Here is a 20,235-nt window from a genome sequence, read left to right as displayed (position 1 = left end):
GGTCAGTTCGAATTTCTAAACGAACTGAAATCGGTAGCATAAATAAGGGGCTACTCACTTGGACCAATGGCCAGATAACTGCAAACTACATCGACATCGGTTTCCAAACCGGTTTCGGTATTGGCTGCCGAAATGGCTATCAGGTCTCGGCCACCAGCCGCACCACCCGGAACGTACTCGATAGACCACGGAACAAACGTGGTACCGGCGTTTGACATACCTTCGGCGGAATAGATAGTAACGGTTACATCAGGTCTGGCCGAAAAAGGTGGCACACTGGCCCAGAGCAATCGGGTATGCGCGCCGCCCTCGCCTGGTGTCATGTTTTCCGTACCGCTGACGATTTGGGTGTTATTGATATTCAGAACTTGCTGGGTCATAGCTAATACTCCATCTTTTTGGTATTTAATTAAGTAACCATATAGATACCATTTAGATTTTTTTGCGTCAATCGTAAATTATTGGTTTTATTTCGGTACTATTTCACAGACTTTTTTCCTAAAACGGAGATTTCGTGTCCATCCTAGTATTAGCCAGCTATGTCCATGCTCATTGCCTGAACGTTGAGCGCTTGCCTTGTTCGGGCGAATCCTTGCAAGCAACCGGCATGATCGAGGAACACGGCGGCAAAGGCTTGAATGTTGGCATAGCCGCGCATAAGCTTGACGCTGAGGTGGCAATGCTATTGCCGCTGGGAATGGACTCGGCGGCGGATGAAGTAATTGAGCTCATCAAGAACGCGGGCATGAACAACCGCTGGCTGCTGAAAACAGGCCCGCAATCCGGTTTTGGCGTGGGCTTTATCAGCCCGACCGGCGAGAACTTCCTGGCAGTCTATCCGGGCGCCAACACGCTGCTGAAAGAGGAACACGTCGAACAAACCCTGGCCTCCCTGCCCCATCTCAATCTGATTTACGCCCAATTCGAAATCCCGGAAGCGCCGATCCGCAGGGCCTTCCAGATCGCTGGTCAGCGCGGCATCCGCACCATGTTAAATCCGTCACCCTGGCGGCAACCTGATCCCGGCTTGTTAAAGCTGACCGATATTTTGGTGGTAAACGAAACCGAAGCCGCTGCATTATTCGGCCTAAGCAACAATGTGATCAGCCTGGCGCAGTGGCTGAGTAACTTATGCAAGTGGGCGCAACAAATTGCCTGGTCCGGGGAACTGCTGGTGGTCACACTGGGTGAGGCGGGATGCGTAGCGTTAACGAAAGACGTGGTTCTTCACCAAACGGCTTGGCCAATAGCCGCACTGGACGCCACCGGCGCCGGCGACGCATTCAGCGCCGGTCTGGCAACGGCCTTGCTGAATAACCTGAGTTTAACCGAGGCTTTGAGCCGAGCCTGTGCCAGCGGTGCCTGGGTTGCCAAGCATCATGGCGTATTGGGGTGCTTGCCGACGCCAGCCGAGATTGATCATTTTATAAAAACCAATCCAATACCAAAATTAGTCTAGTTCGGCCGGATTTTCAGATTGACCCGGTAGGTATAGGCGTCGCCGCGAAACGTGCCTTCGACATACTCCACAATCTGCCCGTTGTCGGCGTAGGTCTTGCGCTTCAACAACAAGCAGGGACCCGGCTGGTCAAACCCGAATACGCCGGCTTCCACGTCATCGCTGAGCACCGCTTCGATGGATTGTTCGGCGTGCACCAAACCCAAGCCGCATTGGGCCTCAAGGTATTGATAAGCAGATCCTTCGCCGTCCCAATCAGCCAAAGCCGGCGCTACAGTTAAATCGTACCAAGCCACTTCGCGCGATAGCGGCATACCGTCTCCCAAGCGCACCCTTACCAAACGTAGAAATCGACTAGAGGCGGGACGATTAAAAATAGACGCGATAGTTCTATCGACGACAATCTTGTGCTCGAGAATTTGCGTGGACGGGGTAATTCCCAGCTCGCGCATTTCCTCGGTGAAGCCTTTCAGCTTACCCATCTCCGGATTGATCCGCGAAGGCGGCGCTTTGACTGTGACGCCGGCGCGGCCATGAGTGGCAATACAATCCTGAGCCCGCAATTCTTCGTAACAACGCCGCACCGTAGTGCGACTGAGATCCAGCGCTTCCGCTAAAGCTCGCTCGGATGGCAGACTAAAACCATCTCCGAGCTCGCCGGACTGGATCATATCGGTGATGCGTCTTTGCAGTTGCTTGTAGACAGGCTCGGAAATGCCGGTATTCGGGCGAATTTTCTCAATGAAAGCACTGCTGTCATTGGCGGCGAAACTATCGGTTTTTATTTCGATATGGCTGGAAGCACTGGAAGACATTGTGGTTGACCCGGCATATTCATTTACGCAGCAGACTGTGAATCTTAAAGCCCAAGATAGCCGCTGCCAGCAAAAAGGTAATAGCGTTGGCTACTATGATAGCTATATTCACCAAATAGATACCATAAATCAACCAAAGCAACACCCCCAAGGTAAACATGCTGTACATGCCTAGCGACAAGGATTCGGTGTCGCGGGTTTTGAAGGTCTTAATTGCTTGAGGCAGAAAAGAAGCGGTGGTCAAAGTCGCCGCCAGATAACCGATTAACTCGGGAATTAGGTTCATGTCAGAAAAATCAAGCCGAGAAATGTTGCCAGCCAAAGTAGCTTAAAGCGACCAGCAATAATTGCGCGAAAGCCAACAGCCAGAAATAACCCACAAACATCATGATTTTAACCGGCGTTTCCTGGCTTTGTTTAGAGCTGACTAACCAGCCGCCGATGCCGGAAACCGCAGCGACGACCAGCAAGCCTATAATGATAATACTCATTGCAATCAGCGCGGCGGCGGCGCCAATACCTCGCGGGAGCCGTTGGTTTCCGGCATGCTGACCACGCCGGCGTTTTCCATGTCCTCGATGATGCGCGCCGCGCGGTTGTAACCGATTTTGAAACGGCGCTGCACGCTGGAGATAGACGCTTTGCGCGATTCGGTAACGAACGCCACCGCTTCATCGTAAAGCGCATCGGATTCGCTGTCTTCGCTGTCCAAACCGGCGACTTCACCGCTATCGGTGCGTTCCTGGGTGATTTCGTCCAGATAATTGGTCGGACCGGTTTTTTTCAAGAATTCCACTACGCGATGCACCTCGTGGTCGTCCACAAACGCACCGTGGGCGCGCAACGGAATACTGGTGCCGGATGGCAAGAACAACATATCGCCGTTGCCTAACAAGGCCTCTGCACCGCCTTGGTCGATAATGGTCCGGGAATCGATCCGCGACGATACCTGGAAGGAAATCCGGGTTGGTACGTTGGCTTTAATCAAACCGGTTAATACATCCACTGATGGACGCTGGGTTGCCAACACCAAATGAATACCAGCGGCTCGTGCCTTTTGCGCCAAACGGGCGATCAGTTCCTCGACCTTTTTACCGACCACCATCATCATGTCGGCCAACTCGTCGATGACGATGACGATGCTGGGTAGTGTATCCAGCAAAGGATAGTCTTCCAATGCCACCGGCGTTTCCGGCCGGAATAGCGGGTCGCGAATCGGCTGACCGGCCGCTTCCGCTTCCCTGACCGCCTGGTTATAACCAGCCAGATTTCGCACGCCCACTTTAGACATCAATTTGTAGCGGCGCTCCATCTCCGCCACCGCCCAACGCAGGGCGTTTTGCGCATCCTTCATGTCGGTAACGACAGGCGTCAGCAAATGCGGAATGCCTTCGTATACCGACAATTCCAGCATCTTCGGGTCTATCATGATCATTCGTACATCTTCCGGCTTGGCTTTATACAGCAAGCTCAGAATCATGGTGTTGATCGCTACCGATTTACCGGAACCCGTGGTGCCGGCCACCAGCGCATGCGGCATTTTGCCGAGATCGGCCACCACTGGCGTGCCTGAAATGTCCTTACCCATCGCGATGCTGAGCTTGGACTTAGCACGTTCGAATTCGTCCGACACCAGCAAATCGCGTAGCGAAACCATTTCCCGCTCTTGATTCGGAATCTCCAAACCAATCACCGATTTACCTTCGATAATCTCGACGATACGCACGCTGGTCACAGACAAACCGCGCGCCAAATCTTTGGCCAGGCTGCTGATGCGGCTGACTTTCACGCCGGCCGCCAAGCGTAATTCGAACCGGGTAATCACCGGTCCAGGCAATACCGCTTCCACTTCGGCGGCGATACCGTAATCCTGCAATACATCCTCCACTTGGCGGGAAATTTCTTCCAGCTCGGTTTTGGAATAGCGCTTCACCTTGATTTCACGCTTGTCCAGCAAAGACAAGGTTGGCAAGGCGTTGATGTAGGCGCCGGGCTCCATGTCGTCGACCGGCTTGCTGTCTTTTCTACGTAGAGGTCTAACCGCAGCGGCGGCAGAAGGTTGCGCGGTTTCCAGCACCTGAATCTGCGACTTTTTGGCGCGCTCTTCGGTTTTAACTTCGGATTGCTGATTACGCGGTTTTTTGGTTTCTTTTACAGGTTCGGGTCGCGCCGGTCTATCTGCACGGTAACGCTCGGGCACCTCAACTGCCTGCCGGCCCACAACCGAACAGGCCGTCATCGCGCATTTGCCGATAAACGCCATCATCGTCAGCCAGGACAAGCCGGTAAACAAGGTCACGCCGGTCATAAAAATGGCCAGCAACAACAAGGTAGAACCGGAGTTGCCTAACAGATGCACCAAGGCGTCGCCAATTTCCCTCCCCAGAATACCCCCCGGGCTCTCCGGCAAATCCATCTTGGTACGCAGAAAATGCAGATGCAAAAACAGAATCGCCGAACCGGACACTGTTGTAGCCAGAAAACCGGCCGAGCGTGAAGCCAGCGCCCACTGCCCACCGGTCTGGCGGGAACCTTGAAACAGGATGTAGCCATACCAGAAAATCATCACCGGAATCAGGTAGGCCATCAAGCCCAGAAAACTCAGTACAAAATCCGCCAGCCAGGCACCAAACAAACCGCAGGCGTTACTGATGGATTGATACGATGTGCTATGACTCCAACCCGGATCGTTGGAATTAAAAGTGACCAGGGCAATTAAAAAAAACAACGCACAACTCGAAAATCCCAGTAATGCGATTTCGCGATAGCCTCGCGAGGCTCTTTCTTCCACAACAGCAACCATAGTTGTCGGCTCACAATAAAAGCGTCACAAAACATGATTATAGATGATGTAAATCGATTTCACATTAGCTTTACCGGCCACGCCATTAAAAACCAGTTGGTAAATCGGTTTTATCGCGGGGGGAATGCCCTTATAATTTTGCTACCCTAACCCGCATGGAGACTCGACATAATGGCTGCCGCAAAACATTGCAAACTCTTAATCCTAGGTTCCGGCCCGGCCGGTTACACCGCAGCCGTTTACGCCGCGCGCGCTAACTTGAATCCGGTGATGATCACCGGTATGCAACAAGGCGGCCAATTGACTACTACCACTGAAGTGGACAACTGGCCCGGCGACGTGGAAGGCTTGCAAGGCCCGGATTTGATGGAACGGATGCGCTTACACGCCGAGCGCTTCAATACCGAAATCATTTTCGACCATATCCACACGGCCGATCTATCGCAAAAACCGTTCACGCTAACCGGCGATGCCGGCGTGTATACCTGCGATGCGTTGATCATTGCTACTGGCGCTTCCGCAAAATATCTGGGTCTGCCATCCGAAGAAGCGTTCAAGGGTAAAGGCGTTTCCGCCTGCGCCACTTGCGACGGTTTCTTTTACCGCAACAAACCGGTCGCGGTGATCGGCGGCGGTAATACTGCTGTGGAGGAAGCCCTGTATTTGTCCAACATCGCCTCCGAGGTGATCGTAGTACATAGACGCGACAAATTCCGCTCCGAAAAAATCTTGTCGGACAAGCTGATCGAAAAATCAAAATCCGGCAACGTGCGTATCGAATGGAATCACGAGTTGGACGAAGTACTGGGTGACGACATGGGCGTTACCGGTTTGCGTATCAAGAGCACGCAGGACGGTAGCACCAGGGATCTGGACGTACACGGCGTATTTATCGCCATCGGCCACACTCCGAACACCGACATTTTTACCGGCCAGCTGGAGATGGACCACGGCTACATCGTCGTTAAAAGCGGCATCCACGGCAATGCCACGGCCACCAGTGTACCGGGCGTATTCGCGGCTGGCGACGTGATGGATTCGCATTACAAACAAGCCATCACCTCAGCCGGTGCCGGCTGTATGGCGGCTTTGGATGTAGAAAAATATCTGGACGAATTAACGGGCTAGGCTTGTCCCCGATTGGGGTGGTTAAAACCGCCCCAATACGTTTTCAATATATCCAAGGCAATAGCCGCCAAGTCGATAAGCAAAAATCGGCATAAACCGCACCGAACTCAGCCAGCAGCATCCGCTCTTCAATCTCGATTCTGCGAATAAACGCCCAAACCGTCGGCCCTAGCAACATCGCCAACGCCAGAACATCGCCCATCGCCACTCCGGCGGCAAACAAGGCTATCAACAAGCCGGTGTAGGCCGGATGCCGTAGCCAACGGTAAGGCCCTTCTTTGATTAATCTGTGTTCTTGCTGTATCAGCACGTTAGTTGTGAAAAATCGGCCCAATTTCATCACCGCCACGTAACGCAAATAAAGCCCCGAGGCAAACAACAGCATGGCCAACACTTGCCTAGGCAGATAATCAATCCTTATAGGCCCCAACGCCAGATTTTTAAACCACAATGCCAGCGCCAGACTTGCCAAAATACTGATCCACAAAATGCGCTGCGAACGCCGCTCCGTATTCACGACCGGCCCGGCTTGCAGCGCAGTACGGCGGGCCAAAGCAATTTCCGCCACTATCCAAATCAAGCACAGCAACAGCCACAAAATCCGTACCGATGTCATTAATCGCCCTCCGGCGCAGTGTGCATGGATGACGGGTATGCCAGGATACCCGCGCCTCGTGTAACATACCGCAATTTGCCGGCTGTTATGAAAAAGATCATCGAACTAAAACAGGTTTATAAGGACTATCCGCAAGCCGGCACGCTGCAAACTGTCTTGCATGACATCAATCTGGATATTTACCCCGGCGAATTCGTGGCCATCGTCGGCCCGTCCGGCAACGGCAAATCTACCCTTTTAAACTTATTCACCGGCATCGACCATCCCAGCCAAGGCCAAGTCAGCGTCAACGGCACCGAGCTGCAAACACTCAGTAACGAAAAACTCAGCATCTGGCGCGGCGCCAATGTCGGCATCGTGTTTCAATTCTTCCAGTTATTGCCTACCTTGAATCTGCTGCAAAACATCGTGCTGCCGATGGACTTTCTCGGCCGATTAAGCAAAAGCCAACGCCGGGAGCGTGCCATGTATTTGCTGGAACTGGTCGGCCTGGCCGATGCGGCGGAGCGCCTGCCCAGTCAGGTGTCCGGCGGCCAACAACAACGGGCGGCAATCGCCCGCGCACTGGCCAACGACCCGCCGCTGATCGTCGCCGACGAACCCACCGGCAATCTGGATGCGGCCACCGCCGATTCGGTGTTCGATTTGTTTGCGCATCTGCGCGACCAAGGCAAAACCTTGGTAATGGTCACCCACAATGCGACCCTGGCCGACGCCGCCAGCCGCAAACTGGAAATTCGTTCCGGACGAATCCACGCCGATAGCCAACCGGTAGGCAGCAGGTGAATACGCTGTGGCATAAAGTCTGGGCCGACTTATGGCTTACCAAAAGCAGCACTGCCTTGGCGATTATCAGCATCGCCGTCGGCGTCTGCTGTGTCGGGACTTTATTCGGCATGATCGATTTACTGCTGAGCAAAATGGATGCCGCGCATCGGCAATCGCAACCGTCACACATCAATCTGATTTTGCGCAATGATGCCGATATCAGTTTGTTAGAGCAAATCAAAGCCATACCCGGCGTAGCCGGCGTCGATACGCTGACGCCGCTGAGCGTGCATTTCCGCCAACCTGGCGAGACCGACTGGCAATTGGGAACTCTGATCATCCGCCCCGACTATGACAAGCAACATTTCGACAAAACCTCGCTGCAATCCGGCAATTGGCCGGGCGTTAATCAAGTAGCGATAGAAAACCTGTCCGCCCTGTCCAGCGGCATGCAAAGCGGCGACGTCGAATTCGAAACCGCCCAAGGCCCGCAGACCTGGCCTATAGGCGGTATCGTCCGCCATCCCTTCGTTAAACCGCCCAAATTCGGCGGCCAAATACATTTTTTTGCCGGCACCGCGCAAGCCACCCAATTCGGCATTCCGGCACACAGTTTCCGGCAGTTGCTGGTGCAAATCGCCGAACCTTACAGCAGCGAATCCGCCCGCAACGTTGCCGGGCAAATTCGCAGCCTGCTCAGCGCGCAGCATATCGGCGTCAACGTCACTCTGTTACAAGACCCGGAACAACATTGGGGCCGGCCGTTTCTAGCCGGGATCAACGGTGTACTGCAAATCATGGCCTTGGTCTCGTTAGCCCTGGCTAGCGTATTAATTTTAAACACGGTATCGGCCCATATTACCCAGGAAACCGACCAGATCGGCGTGATGAAAGCGCTGGGCGCCAAGACCGTAACGATTGCCAAACTGTATCTGCTGGAAATCCTATCTCTATCGTTGGTGGCGATCATTTTGGCCATACCGCCGGCCCTAGCAGCCGCTTATTTCAGTGCCTGCCGACTGCTGGCTTTATTCAATATCGATTGCGGCGCGTTTGCCGTTTCCGTGCAAGCCATTAATTACATGCTACTCGGTGGCTTGCTGGCGCCCTTGCTGGCGGGTTTGCCGCCGATTCTGCATGGTGCGGCGCTGACGGTGCGCGTAGCAATCGCCAGTTACGGCGTGGGCGCCGATTTTGGCTACAACCGTTTCGATCTACTAATTGAGAAGTTCGGCGCGCGCTTTCTGCCGACTTTATCCGCCGCAGCCTTAGGGAATTTGTTCCGCCGTAAAGCCAGGCTGGTCTTGACACAAGGCGTATTGGTCTGCGCCGGCGTGATGTTTTTAGTGTTGACCAGCTTGATCGCTTCGCTGAATTTAACGCTGGACCGGGAAATGGCCCGCAGCCGTTATGCCGTGCGGCTGGGTTTTACCACCGACCAACCCGAGCAAAAAGTACGCGACATCGCCGTAGCGGTAGCCGGCACGGAACAAATTGAATGCTGGCAACGATCTAGCATACAAATTGCCAAGGACGGCCTAGCTTTGCCGCAAAAAGGCAGCCTGGGCCTGCAGATGCTGGCGTTGCCGGCCAACTCGACGATGTACCAACCGCTGATTGAATCCGGACGCTGGCTCCAAGCCAGCGACGCCGGCCAGCGCGTACTGGTGCTGAGTGCGGATACGGCCGCATTGAACGCTGTCCGAGCCGGCGACATGCTGGACGTCGCACTGGGCGCCGATCACCAGAAATGGCAAGTGATAGGTATCTATCGTTGGTTGGCCGGCAATAGTTATGCAGTGGAACCGGTCTATGCGCCGTTGGAAACCCTACGGCAGATTACTCAAAACCGGAAAATGGCGTCGTTTGCAGTGCTCGATGCGCCGGTCGCCGACCTACATCAGGAGGCCGACTACCTACGCAACTTGCAACAACAGTTTCAGGACCATGATGTACAACTGGATGTTTACACCACGCTTGCCAAACTGGAACAACGCCAGTTTACCCGCAACCAGTTCAAATCAGTGCTCAACACCCTGCTGGGCCTGGCCTGCATGATTGCAGCGGTCGGCGGTATCGGTTTATCAGGCACATTAGCCATTAGCGTATTGCAGCGCATTCGCGAAATTGGCGTGTTGCGCGCCATCGGCGCCCCGTCAAAAAAAATATTCCGCATGTTTTTACTGGAAGGCCTGCTGCATGGCGGCATGGCTTGGTTACTGAGTATTCCGCTCGCCTATCTGGCCGCCGAACCGCTAGCGAAACAACTCGGACGAACTATGCTTGGCATACAACTGGATTTCCGCTGCGACTGGTGGGCTGTTCTGTACTGGCTGATGATCATGTTAATCGTGGCCTGGATAGCCGCCTTCTGGCCGGCGCGCAAGGCAACCCGCCTGAACATTAGAGAATGTTTGGGACATTGAACAGCTGAGTATTGGGTTTTACCTAAATGAGCCGTGGCCATTTATTAATGATTACAAACGCTTTGCTTAACCGGATGAAATTTCTGTTACTGGGATGTTGCGTGCTGGTCAGCTTTTCAGCGCTGGCCGACGCACCGGTGCGGATCGGTGTATTAGCCTATCGGCCCAAGCCGCAAACCCTAGAACAATGGCAAGCACTGAGTAAAGTCTTGCACCAGGCCATACCGGAGCGCGAATTCATCGTCGAAGCTTTGAACTACGACGAACTGGAGGCCGGTGTGGACAGTAGCCAATTGGACTTTGTGCTGACCAATCCCGGCCACTATGTCCATATCAGCTATCAACACGGCTTTTCAGCACCGCTGGCCACATTGCTCAGACACGAGGACGGCGGCTCTCAGGATAAGTTCGGCGGCGTCATCTTTGCGAAAGCCGAGCGTTTGGATCTCAACGCACTCGGCGACCTGCGCGGCAAAAAAATCGCCGCTACCAGTCAAGACTCCCTGGGCGGCTTTCAAATGCAAGCCTACGAAGCCGCCCAAGCCGGCATAGACATAGTCAAGGCATCCCAATTGGTCATCACAGGTATGCCGCACGATGCGGTAACGGAAGCGGTATTGTCCGGACATGCCGATATAGGCTTTGTCCGCACCGGAGTTCTGGAGGATTTGGCCAAAAATGGCAAGCTCGATCTGCGGCAAATCAAAATCCTCAACGCTCAACCCTCTACTGAATTCAAGCTGCTATCGACTGCGCTTTATCCCGAGTGGCCGTTTTTAGCCATGCCCAACGTAGACCGCGCGCTGGCCAAAAAAGTCGCCGGCTGTTTGCTGCTGATGAGCCCCGACCTCATTCCGGGGATTGAAGGCTTTACCATCCCGGCCGATTACAATTCGGTGGAACAACTACTGCGGAACTTGCGCGCCAAGCCGTTCGACGCCGTTCCGTCATTCACGTTGACGGATATTTGGCAACGCTACCCGACACCGATACTGGCACTCAGCGCCGGTGTCATGCTGGTAGTGTTACTCAGCTTGAGTTTGTTCTGGGTAAACCGTTATCTCGCTGCGGAACGGCGCCGAGTCCGCGAACAGAATATTCGGCTGGCGGATAGCGAATATCGCTGGAAATTTGCTCTGGAAGGCGCCGACGAAGGGGTATGGGATTGGGACATTGTCAGCGGCGAGGTGTTTTTCTCGCCGCGCTGGAAATCGATGGTGGGTTATCAACCGGAAGAATTCGCCAATAACTTCGATGCCTGGCGCGACAGCCTGCATCCGGACGATACCGACCGGGTGCTACAAACCCTGTCCGACTACTTCGACGGCAAGAATAAATTGTATTGGGTGGAGTTTCGCATGCGCTGCAAGGATGGACGCTACAAGTGGATACTCGCCAAGGGCATGGTGGTGGCGCACACGCCGGAAGGCAAAGCGCAACGGATGTTGGGTACGCATGTCGATATCGACAAGCATAAACAGATAGAACAAGAATTAAGGCAAAGCCACGACGCCTTGTTGCGTTCCAATGTCGATCTGGAACAGTTCGCTTACAGCGTCTCCCACGACATGCGCCAGCCTTTGCGCATGGTCTCCGGCCATTTGCAATTTTTGGAACGCAATCTCAGGGAATCACTGGATGAAGACGCGCGGCAAAATCTGAATTTTGCGCTGGAGGGTGCCAAACGGATGGATGCGATGATCGTCTCGCTGTTGGAGTATTCGCGCGTCGGCCGCAAGACTCAACAAAAATCCTGGATTGCCAGCGACGCGGTCCGCGACGAAGTGTTGCAATTCGTCGAACCCTTGGCAACACAATGCCAAGCCAACATCCGTTGCCAAGGCGACTGGCCTATCCTGTATGCCAGCCGCGACGAGCTCAGCCGCCTGCTGCAAAACCTGTTGGTTAACGCCCTGCACTACCGGCAAGAATACCAAGCTCCCATTATCGATGTTAACTCCGAGGTCATTGACGGCTGTTGGCGGCTCAGCGTGCGCGACAACGGCATCGGTATAGACCCCGGACAATTTGATAGGCTGTTTCAGTTCTTTAGCCGCCTGCAAGCCCGCACGCGCTTCGAAGGCACCGGTATGGGCCTGGCTTTGTGCCGGCGCATAATAGAACATCACAACGGCAAAATATGGGTGGATTCCGCCGGCGAAGGCCTGGGCTCCTGTTTTACGTTTGAAATTCCCTTGGGCTATACCCCCGCAACCGACAGCCAACCGACATGAATAAGCACCCTGAAACTTCGGTCGGCGCCCAGCCACGCTCAAGCCTGAGCAAACCGCGGTATTACAGCCACTGGCTGACGGTGGCAGTCCTGCTGATTACATTGCTCACCAGCTATCAGGCTTGGCGGATTGCGGTTGAAGACTTGGCACACGAACGCCAGCTCTATTTCGATTTCCGCGTCCGGCAATTGGTGCAAAGTATTGAGCAACGATTACAAACTTACGAGCAAATGTTATATGGCGCCAGGGGGTTGTTTGCCGCATCAGGACTGGTAGAACGCAGCGAATATAGGGAATATGTCTCCGCACTGAACCTCGACCAACGCTTCCCCGGCATCCAGGGCGTGGGCTTTTCGCTGTGGATACCAAAAACCGAGAAAGACCGGCATGTTGCCCAGATGCGCAAACAAGGCTTTGCCGATTACGACATCCATCCCGCCGGCGAGCGGGATTTTTACACATCGATAATTTATCTGGAACCATTTTTAGGTCGCAATCTACGCGCATTCAGTTTCGACATGTTCTCTGAGCCAACACGAAACCGCGCGATGAGCTATGCCCGCGACAACAATAGCCTGGGCATCAGCGGCAAAGTAATCTTATTGCAGGAAACCGAACAAGACGTGCAAGCCGGCTTTTTAATGTACCTGCCGGTGTATAAAAAGGACGTGCCGCACGACACGCTGGAGCAACGCCGCGCCGATCTGCTGGGTTGGGTTTACGCACCATTCCGCACCAAGGACTTAATGGCCGGAATTGGCGGCGAACTAGAAAGCGATTTGGGATTGGAAATATTCGACGGAGAAACATTAAACGAAGAAAGCCGCATGTACGGCTCCGCACCGCCGGCAAACATTCAACCACTATTGACTTCCAAACAACAGATTGTGTTGGCTTGCCACCCGTGGACCTTATTGATTCATGCCGAACCGAATTTCCAAGCGCGGGTTGATCAAGACAAGCCATTCATTATCGCCGGCAACAGCGTAAGCCTGAGCCTGCTATTAAGTCTGTTGACTTGGCAATTGGTGAATAGCCGCAGCCGAGCAATGGCCCTGGCAGAAAACATGACCGCCGAATTGCGCGAGAGCGAAAGCCGGTTCCGCGCCATGGCGGACTCGGCGCCGGTGATGATTTGGCTCTCGGACGCCACCCAGCGTTATTATTGGTTTAACAAAGTCTGGTTAGACTTTACCGGGCGCAGTATCGAACAAGAACAAGGTAATGGCTGGTCAGAAACAGTGCATCCGGATGAACTGGCGTTTTGTCTAAACCACTACACGCAACACTTTGAAAAACACCTGCCGTTCAGCATGGAATATCGGATGAAACGCTACGATGGTGAATATCGCTGGTTGCTCGACACCGGTATTCCCCGTTACGACGACCACGGCGAATTCGTCGGTTATATCGGCTCGTGCATCGACATTACCGAACGCAGACAAATCAGCATGGCGCTGGAAACCAGCAACGCCGATCTGAGCCGTTTCGCGGAAATTTCCGCCCATCATTTGATGGAGCCGACTCGCCGCTTCGGCAGTTTTACGCAACGCTTACGCAACTCATTGAAGGCGTATCCGGAAGCCTTAGGCGACGAAGACATTAATAGCAGCCTGGATTATCTGGAACACGACGCCCAGCGTTTAATCGGTCTGGTACGTGACATTCAACTGTATGTGACGGCCGATCAAGCCCGCGACAAAATGACCCATGTGGACGCCAAAGCCGCTGCCGAAGCAGCTATCCAGGCATTAGCGGACAAGATAGCAACTGCCGGCGCCAGTGTCAGCGTCGGTGAATTACCGCATGCCTTTATCGATCTCCCCCGCATGACCGAACTTTTTAGATTGCTTTTGGACAATGCCGTCAAGCACGGCAGGCCAGCCCATCCTGAACACCCCTTACACATCGAAATTGGCGGCGTATCCGATCTGGACGTAAATCGTTATTATGTGCGCGATAACGGCGACGGAATCGATGCGGAATACCGGCAACGGGTCTTTGAAATTTTTGAGCGCCTGCATTATCGCGACAACGAGGCCGGCACCGGAATCGGTTTGTCGATAGCCCGCCGTATCGTCAGCAGCTGTCGCGGCAAAATTTGGATAAAAAGTACGGCGCAGAACGGTACGGCAGTGGTGTTCGAGCTACCCAATATCGAAGGAAATAAGCATGACGGATAAATCAACGCCGCTGTTCGATGTGTTGCTGGTGGAAGACGAACCCGCCGACGCCCATCTGGTGAAAATGAGTTTCAAGGAAAACCGGGTGCGTTGCAATCTGCATCATGTCTGGGACGGTGTCGAAGCGCTGGCGTTTTTGCGGCGGCAAGGTGCCGACTATACCGATGTGCCGCGCCCGGATTTGATCTTGCTGGATCTGAATATGCCGCGTATGAACGGCCGCGAGTTTCTGGCTAAAATCAAGTCGGAACCGGACTTCTCCAGCATCCCGGCTATTGTCCTGACCACATCCGATATTGAGCGCGACGTAGTGGCAACCTACCAACTAGGCGCCAGCAGTTACATCACCAAGCCGGTGGATGTCGAACAATTCATCGCAGCGGTTCGGCAAATCGAAGGCTATTGGTTCAATGTCGTGCGCTTACCAAGCAAGCAATAACTATGACTGAAGCGACAAATTGCTGCGTTTTATTAATTGAAGACGAACCGGGCGATGCCAGCCTGGTTCGGCAATATTTGCGTGCCTCGCCTAATCTGCGTTTCGAACTGATCTGGCGTGAAAATTTGGCGGATGGCGAACAAATCATTGCCCAACAAAAGATCGACGTGGTGCTGGTGGATTTGAGCCTACCGGATTCGCGCGGCCTGGATACCGTCAGACGCATCCGCAAAGCGACCCGAGTGCTGCCGATTATCGTGCTGACCGGGCACGACGATACCGAGTTTTCTCTGAAGGCTCTGGACTGCGGCGCGCAGGATTATCTGCTCAAAACCAGCATAGACACCGACAGTTTAGTCAGGGCAATACGCTACGCATTGACGCGGATAAGCTTGGAAAAACGGCTTCACGAGTCCGAACAACGGATGGGAATGGCCTTACAGAGCGCCAGCCTGGGCTTATGGGATTGGCATATTCCCAGCGGGAAAGTGATTTTTAACGACCTATGGGCCTCGATGCTGGGGTACACGCTTGACGAAGTCGGATCCGATATAGACATATGGAAACGCTTGGTGCATCCGGATGACTGGCCGTTAATCACAGCCTCTCTGGAACCGCATTTGCGCGGTGAAACCGACCTTTACTCTGTTGAACATCGCTTACTTCACAAGGATGGCCATTGGGTTTGGGTACACGATACCGGCCGCGTGCTGGAGTGGGATTTTCATGGTCAACCAATTCGCGCGGTGGGTATCCATCAGGATATCAGCTTACGCAAGGCGTCGGAGTTGCGCGACCACTTGCTGATATCAGCTCTGGAAACGGTGGAACACGGTGTCGTAATCACCGACATCAATGCCAATATCGAATGGGCCAATAAAGCTTTTGAAACCCTGACCGGGTTTAGCCGCCACGAAGCTATCGGTATGCGGCCCAACGAACTGGTCAAATCCGGCAAGCAAGACCCGGCCTTTTATCACAATTTATGGGACACCATACTGTCCGGAAACACCTGGCGCGGCGAAATCGTCAACCGGCGTAAAAATGGCGAACTGTATGACGAAGAGTTGGTGATTTCCCCCGTCAAGGATCAGCAAGGCTGCATACGCCATTTCGTCGGCGTTAAGCAGGATGTCAGCGAACGTAAACGGATGCAAACCGAACTGTGGGAATTGGCAACGACCGACGGCTTGACCGGTTTTTTAAATCGCCGGCACTTTATGGCCCGTCTGGAAAACGAATTTGCCAGGGTAAAGCGCAATAATCACCGAGTAGCGGTATTAATGCTGGACCTGGATCATTTCAAGCAGATTAACGACGGTTACGGACACCCCACCGGCGACGCGATGTTGCAGCACTTTGCCGGCATTATGCGCGCGGAATTACGTCAGATCGATGTGGTGGGCCGGATTGGCGGTGAGGAGTTCGCGATATTCATGCCTGAGACCGATGCCGAACCCGCCATGATCATTGCCGAACGCTTACGTAAGGAGCTAGCCGATACACCGCTGATGATAGATAAGCATGTGATTCCAATAACCGTCAGCATCGGGATTGCCCTAATGCATGCCGATAGCGGTACGGCGGATTGCGTCTTGACCAAGGCCGATAAAGCGTTATACACCTCTAAGGAAAATGGCCGGAACTGCGTGCGCGTCTGGCTTTAGCAGCAGTCTAATACCCAAACGGCATGGCGCCTTTAAAGCGTGATGGGATAGAACACATTGGAAAAATCGACATAAATTTCCACGCTAGCGCCGCGGCGCCGATCCTGAATGCGTTTCTCGATAATCTCACTCGGCACCGGCAGCCCATTGCGGCGCCGGTCATTTTTGACGTCGCGCTGTTTGTAAACTCGCACCAAAACCTCGCAGCCGTTAAACAACAGGCCGTTCAGATTCTTAATAGCGCGAATGCCGGCTTCATCGGAATTCACTGACACCAGGCCGTGATGCTCCAGCTGATTGCTGCGCTTGTCCCGAATCACCATCACGTCGACGGTTATCACGTGCTTGGCCTGTTCTATTAAATCTTCACTGACCGCCATCGCCACGTAAGAATACAACTCATTGGGCCGGGTCGATGCCGGGATATTCCGAAAAAAAAGCAGCATAAAATCTAGCTAACAGTAGGCATACGAAATAAGCCAAAGGCGCGTGAACACTGCACTCCGGCGCGAATGGGTTTATGCCGGGCTAACCCCAAGCCATACAAACGCCGCTTAAGTTTAGGCTTAAATTTAACCGGCTTATGCAAATCCGAATTTTTTGTCTGCCTGGGGCTAAGCCTGCCCCAAATCCGCCAAAATCTTATCCCGCACCAACTGTCCGGACAAGGTCACCATCGGCATACCGCCGCCCGGATTGACGCTGCCGCCGACGAAATACAGATTGCTTAATTGCTTGCTGCGTTGCGGGGCCTTGAAGCCGAGATTTTTCCAACGGTCCGCCACCACGCCGTAAATCGAACCCAGGTTGGAATAGTATTTGGCCTGAATATCCAGCGGTGTCCAGTATTCCTCTGTAACGATGTGTTGGCGCAGATCGGTCAAACCCATCCGCTCCAGTTTAATCAGCACCCGCTCGCGCAGCGCCCAGTAATCGTCAGCGGTCAGGGGTTTGTCGGGATCGATATGCGGGATGTGCGGCAGAATTTTGATGATCTCGCAACCGGCCGGGGCTTGGCTCGGATCGGTCTTGCACGGCGCGACCAGGTAAATCGTCGGGTCGTCGGACAGCTTGCCACTGCGAAACACCGCATCGAAATGCTCGCGCGGATGATCGGAATAAAAGAAATTGTGATGCGCCAATTGCGGATATAGCCGGTTCACACCCAGATGCAACACCAAGCCGGAACAGGTCGGCTCGAAGCGTTGCATCTTTTTCAATTCTGCCGGCGAGCTGTGCAGCAGCTTATCCATAGCCGGAATCACTTCCATATTCGATACCACGATGTCCGCCGCCAATACCTCGCCGCCTTGCAGTTTGATGCCGGTGGCTTTGCCGGCTTGGTATTGAATTTCCTCAACTTCGCTGTTCAAGCGAATGGATACGCCCAATTCGATCGCCAGCTTTTCCATGGCCTGCGCCAAGCCGTACATACCGCCCTTCACATACCACAAGCCGTATTCATATTGAATGTAAGGCATCAGATTCATCAAAGCCGGCGAATCGTAGGGCGACGAGCCGACGTATTTGATGAAGTAGTTGAGGATATCGACCAGTTTGGGATGGGAAATAAAGCGTTTGACGCCCTGATCCATCGACCGAAATACGTCGAAATTCAAGGCGCGGATGGGGCCGTAAAACTTCAGCAATTCCCAGAAGGTATCCAAGCCCTTGGCAAAATAACCAGCTTCAGTTTCCGTGCCCAGCTTTTTGGAATAGGCCATAAAGTTGGCAAACTCGGCGGCGGTATTCGGCCCCAGTTTGTCCAGCTCGCGGCGCTGATTTTCCGGGTCTTCACACAAATCAATGGTCGTGCCGTCTTCGAAGAAATTGCGCCAATGCGGCTCGACTTTTTCGATACCGACATAATCGGCCATGTTTTTACCGACTTTGGTAAACAGTGCTTCGAAGATATGCGGCATGGTCAGGATCGACGGTCCCAAGTCAAAGGTAAAACCGTCTTTAGTCATGATGTTCAATTTACCGCCGACCTTGTCGTTCTTTTCGACCAACTCCACCGCGAAACCTTCGCTAGCCAGCGAAATAGCCGCCGACAAACCGCCCAGACCGGCGCCGATGACGACGACACGTTTATTGTTATTGTTTTGCTTCATCAGTAGTCCCGTTTCCATGACAACAGTAATTTAAGATTTTGCCAGCGCTGGGTTAAATCGAACGCTGAATATTCGCGAAAAGCTTGTAACGCCGGCCAATTGCGTTTGATGCGTTGTATCAACGAACCTTCGCCGTAGACAAAGTCCATATAGCCTTTGAAATCCTGGTAGCGCTGTTCCGAATACGGAAACCAGTTAGGTTCCTTGGGTAAATGGCTGCGGCTGGTCATGCCGGCCACCGGAAAGGTAAAACTGCGCAAACCTTCCGCACCGTGATAACGGCCAAAGCCGCTTTTTTTCACACCGCCGAACGGCAGACCGGGATGGCCGATATTTTTGATGACGTCATTGACCGCCCAGTTGCCCACTTGCAGTTGACTGGCAACCCGCTCGGCTTTGGCTATGTCCTGGCTCCAGATACTGGCGTTCAAACCAAACTCGCTGTCGTTAGCCAGACGGATGGCGTCGGCTTCGTCACTAAAGGCCATCACCGGCAGCAAGGGCCCAAAGCTTTCTTCGCGCATTACCTGCATGCCGTGATGGACATTCCATAGTACGACGGGTTTAAGGTAATTACCCTGCCGTTCCAGCGGCCCGGAGGCTTGCGCGCCTTGGGCAATGGCGTCCTGGTAATGCGCCTCGACAACTGCAATTTGCCTTTCGCTGGTCATTGCACCCAAGTCGCCGTGCGGGCCTTGACCGACCTGCAATTGCGAAACGCCCTGTTGCAACAAGCTTAAAAACTCATCGTGGCAGTCCTGCTGGACATATAAACGCTCGACCGACACGCACACCTGGCCGCTATTGCAAAACGCGCCGTACAAAGCCGCATCGGCCGCGCGTTGCAATGCCGCATCGTTGAATACCAGCATCGGGTCTTTGCCGCCCAGCTCCAGCAACACCGGAATCGGATGCTGCGCGGCGCGTTGCATAACGGCTTTACCGCTATTCAGGCCACCGGTGAAAAACACCAAATCCGGGCCGGCATCGATCAGCTGCGCCCCGGTCACACCGTCGCCAACCAACCATTGCACTAAACCTTCAGGTAAATCCAGTTGTTTGAATAAATCGAAAATCAGCTGCCCAACCGGCAAGCTTAATTCGGAGGGTTTCAGAATCACCGCGTTGCCGGCAAACAAAGCGGTCAGCATCGGCCCGACCGACAGTTGAAACGGATAATTCCACGGCGAAATCACCGCCACCACGCCGTAGGGCCGCCGCTCGATGCCGGCAGTGGCGCCGGGAAAAGCGAACGGTGAGGTCGGTATGCCTCGATAACTTAAAATGTTCGCGGCGTTATTTTGGTAATAGCGAGCCAAATCCAAAACCGGGTAAATCTCGCCCAGCAGGGCTTCGGTGCGGACTTTGCCGGTAGTCAGGCTGATTTGCTCGCAAATCGAGTCCAACTCGGCCATTAATAAAGGCACCAGCTTGGCTAGAATTTTCGCCCTTTCGGCTACCGGCCGCTTGCCCCAGATTTGCGCCGCTGCACGCGCAGCCAGCATCTGCTGCTGAATCGCCTCTAAATCGCTAACCGGAAAATCGCCCAACACACGGCCATCGACCAGCGATACGGCCTGCAT

General features: G+C 53.8%; 17 protein-coding genes. 8 read left to right on the top strand and 9 right to left on the bottom strand.

Annotation, left to right across the window (positions count from 1 at the left end; all coding sequences use genetic code 11):
• Window positions 1-50: 50 nt before the first annotated feature.
• Window positions 51-380 (bottom strand): hypothetical protein, encoded by a 330-nt coding sequence (locus ACH5Y9_RS03100; RefSeq protein WP_445368480.1) that lies wholly within the window; start codon window positions 378-380, stop codon window positions 51-53.
• Window positions 381-514: 134 nt separating this feature from the next.
• Here ACH5Y9_RS03100 and ACH5Y9_RS03095 point away from each other — a divergent pair, with 134 nt between their 5' ends.
• Window positions 515-1,459: a PfkB family carbohydrate kinase gene (locus ACH5Y9_RS03095; protein WP_445368479.1), complete on the top strand. Its 945-nt coding sequence runs from the start codon at window positions 515-517 to the stop codon at window positions 1,457-1,459.
• On the opposite strand, the gene ACH5Y9_RS03090 is transcribed toward ACH5Y9_RS03095, so the two are convergent.
• Genes ACH5Y9_RS03090 through ACH5Y9_RS03075 form a run of 4 tightly spaced genes read right to left on the bottom strand, consistent with a single transcriptional unit; the run spans window position 1,456 to window position 5,077 of the window.
• Complete coding sequence (locus ACH5Y9_RS03090) at window positions 1,456-2,274, bottom strand: GntR family transcriptional regulator (RefSeq protein WP_445368478.1); 819 nt, start codon at window positions 2,272-2,274, stop codon at window positions 1,456-1,458. The genes ACH5Y9_RS03095 and ACH5Y9_RS03090 overlap by 4 nt on opposite strands.
• Before the next feature lie 19 nt (window positions 2,275-2,293).
• Window positions 2,294-2,560, bottom strand: a complete 267-nt coding sequence (locus ACH5Y9_RS03085) for a SemiSWEET transporter (RefSeq protein ID WP_445368477.1) — start codon at window positions 2,558-2,560, stop codon at window positions 2,294-2,296.
• A gap of 10 nt (window positions 2,561-2,570) precedes the next feature.
• Window positions 2,571-2,765, bottom strand: a complete 195-nt coding sequence (locus tag ACH5Y9_RS03080) for a hypothetical protein (protein WP_171695991.1) — start codon at window positions 2,763-2,765, stop codon at window positions 2,571-2,573.
• 5 nt (window positions 2,766-2,770) lie between these two features.
• On the bottom strand, window positions 2,771-5,077 hold the full coding sequence (locus tag ACH5Y9_RS03075; protein WP_445368476.1) for a DNA translocase FtsK 4TM domain-containing protein: 2,307 nt from the start codon (window positions 5,075-5,077) through the stop codon (window positions 2,771-2,773).
• Between the two features lie 171 nt (window positions 5,078-5,248).
• Between ACH5Y9_RS03075 and trxB the strand changes: the two genes are divergently transcribed.
• Complete coding sequence (trxB, locus tag ACH5Y9_RS03070; RefSeq protein ID WP_205450797.1) at window positions 5,249-6,205, top strand: thioredoxin-disulfide reductase; 957 nt, start codon at window positions 5,249-5,251, stop codon at window positions 6,203-6,205.
• Between the two features lie 43 nt (window positions 6,206-6,248).
• Here trxB and ACH5Y9_RS03065 read toward each other — a convergent pair whose 3' ends face one another.
• Entirely contained in the window at window positions 6,249-6,821 is a 573-nt protein-coding gene (locus tag ACH5Y9_RS03065; RefSeq protein ID WP_445368475.1) for a methyltransferase family protein, read from the bottom strand.
• 87 nt (window positions 6,822-6,908) lie between these two features.
• Here ACH5Y9_RS03065 and ACH5Y9_RS03060 point away from each other — a divergent pair, with 87 nt between their 5' ends.
• From ACH5Y9_RS03060 to ACH5Y9_RS03035, 6 genes are all read left to right on the top strand, one after another.
• Window positions 6,909-7,607 carry an ABC transporter ATP-binding protein gene (locus ACH5Y9_RS03060; RefSeq protein WP_445368474.1) on the top strand — a complete coding sequence of 233 codons (699 nt, stop codon included), beginning with the start codon at window positions 6,909-6,911 and terminating at the stop codon, window positions 7,605-7,607.
• Window positions 7,604-10,015 carry an FtsX-like permease family protein gene (locus tag ACH5Y9_RS03055; RefSeq protein WP_445368473.1) on the top strand — a complete coding sequence of 804 codons (2,412 nt, stop codon included), beginning with the start codon at window positions 7,604-7,606 and terminating at the stop codon, window positions 10,013-10,015. The genes ACH5Y9_RS03060 and ACH5Y9_RS03055 overlap by 4 nt, the downstream gene beginning before the upstream one ends.
• Before the next feature lie 74 nt (window positions 10,016-10,089).
• Entirely contained in the window at window positions 10,090-12,249 is a 2,160-nt protein-coding gene (locus tag ACH5Y9_RS03050) for a PhnD/SsuA/transferrin family substrate-binding protein (RefSeq protein WP_445368472.1), read from the top strand.
• Window positions 12,246-14,432, top strand: a complete 2,187-nt coding sequence (locus tag ACH5Y9_RS03045; RefSeq protein ID WP_445368471.1) for a CHASE domain-containing sensor histidine kinase — start codon at window positions 12,246-12,248, stop codon at window positions 14,430-14,432. Before ACH5Y9_RS03050 ends, ACH5Y9_RS03045 begins: the two co-directional genes overlap by 4 nt.
• Window positions 14,422-14,871, top strand: coding sequence for a response regulator (locus ACH5Y9_RS03040; RefSeq protein WP_171695996.1), 450 nt, complete (start codon window positions 14,422-14,424; stop codon window positions 14,869-14,871). The genes ACH5Y9_RS03045 and ACH5Y9_RS03040 overlap by 11 nt, the downstream gene beginning before the upstream one ends.
• Window positions 14,872-14,873: 2 nt before the next feature.
• Complete coding sequence (locus tag ACH5Y9_RS03035; RefSeq protein ID WP_171695997.1) at window positions 14,874-16,538, top strand: diguanylate cyclase; 1,665 nt, start codon at window positions 14,874-14,876, stop codon at window positions 16,536-16,538.
• Between the two features lie 32 nt (window positions 16,539-16,570).
• Here the strand turns inward: ACH5Y9_RS03035 and ACH5Y9_RS03030 are convergent, their stop codons facing one another.
• The 3 genes from ACH5Y9_RS03030 to ACH5Y9_RS03020 form a co-directional block, all read right to left on the bottom strand.
• Window positions 16,571-16,984, bottom strand: coding sequence for an RNA recognition motif domain-containing protein (locus ACH5Y9_RS03030; protein WP_171695998.1), 414 nt, complete (start codon window positions 16,982-16,984; stop codon window positions 16,571-16,573).
• Window positions 16,985-17,152: 168 nt separating this feature from the next.
• On the bottom strand, window positions 17,153-18,652 hold the full coding sequence (locus ACH5Y9_RS03025; protein ID WP_445368470.1) for a phytoene desaturase family protein: 1,500 nt from the start codon (window positions 18,650-18,652) through the stop codon (window positions 17,153-17,155).
• Window positions 18,652-20,235, bottom strand: coding sequence for an aldehyde dehydrogenase family protein (locus tag ACH5Y9_RS03020; RefSeq protein WP_445368469.1), 1,584 nt, complete (start codon window positions 20,233-20,235; stop codon window positions 18,652-18,654). The genes ACH5Y9_RS03025 and ACH5Y9_RS03020 overlap by 1 nt, the downstream gene beginning before the upstream one ends.

This window comes from Methylomonas sp. BW4-1, from assembly GCF_052474385.1.
Note: the sequence above shows the minus strand (reverse complement) of the source record. Positions and strands in the feature narration are given on the sequence as shown.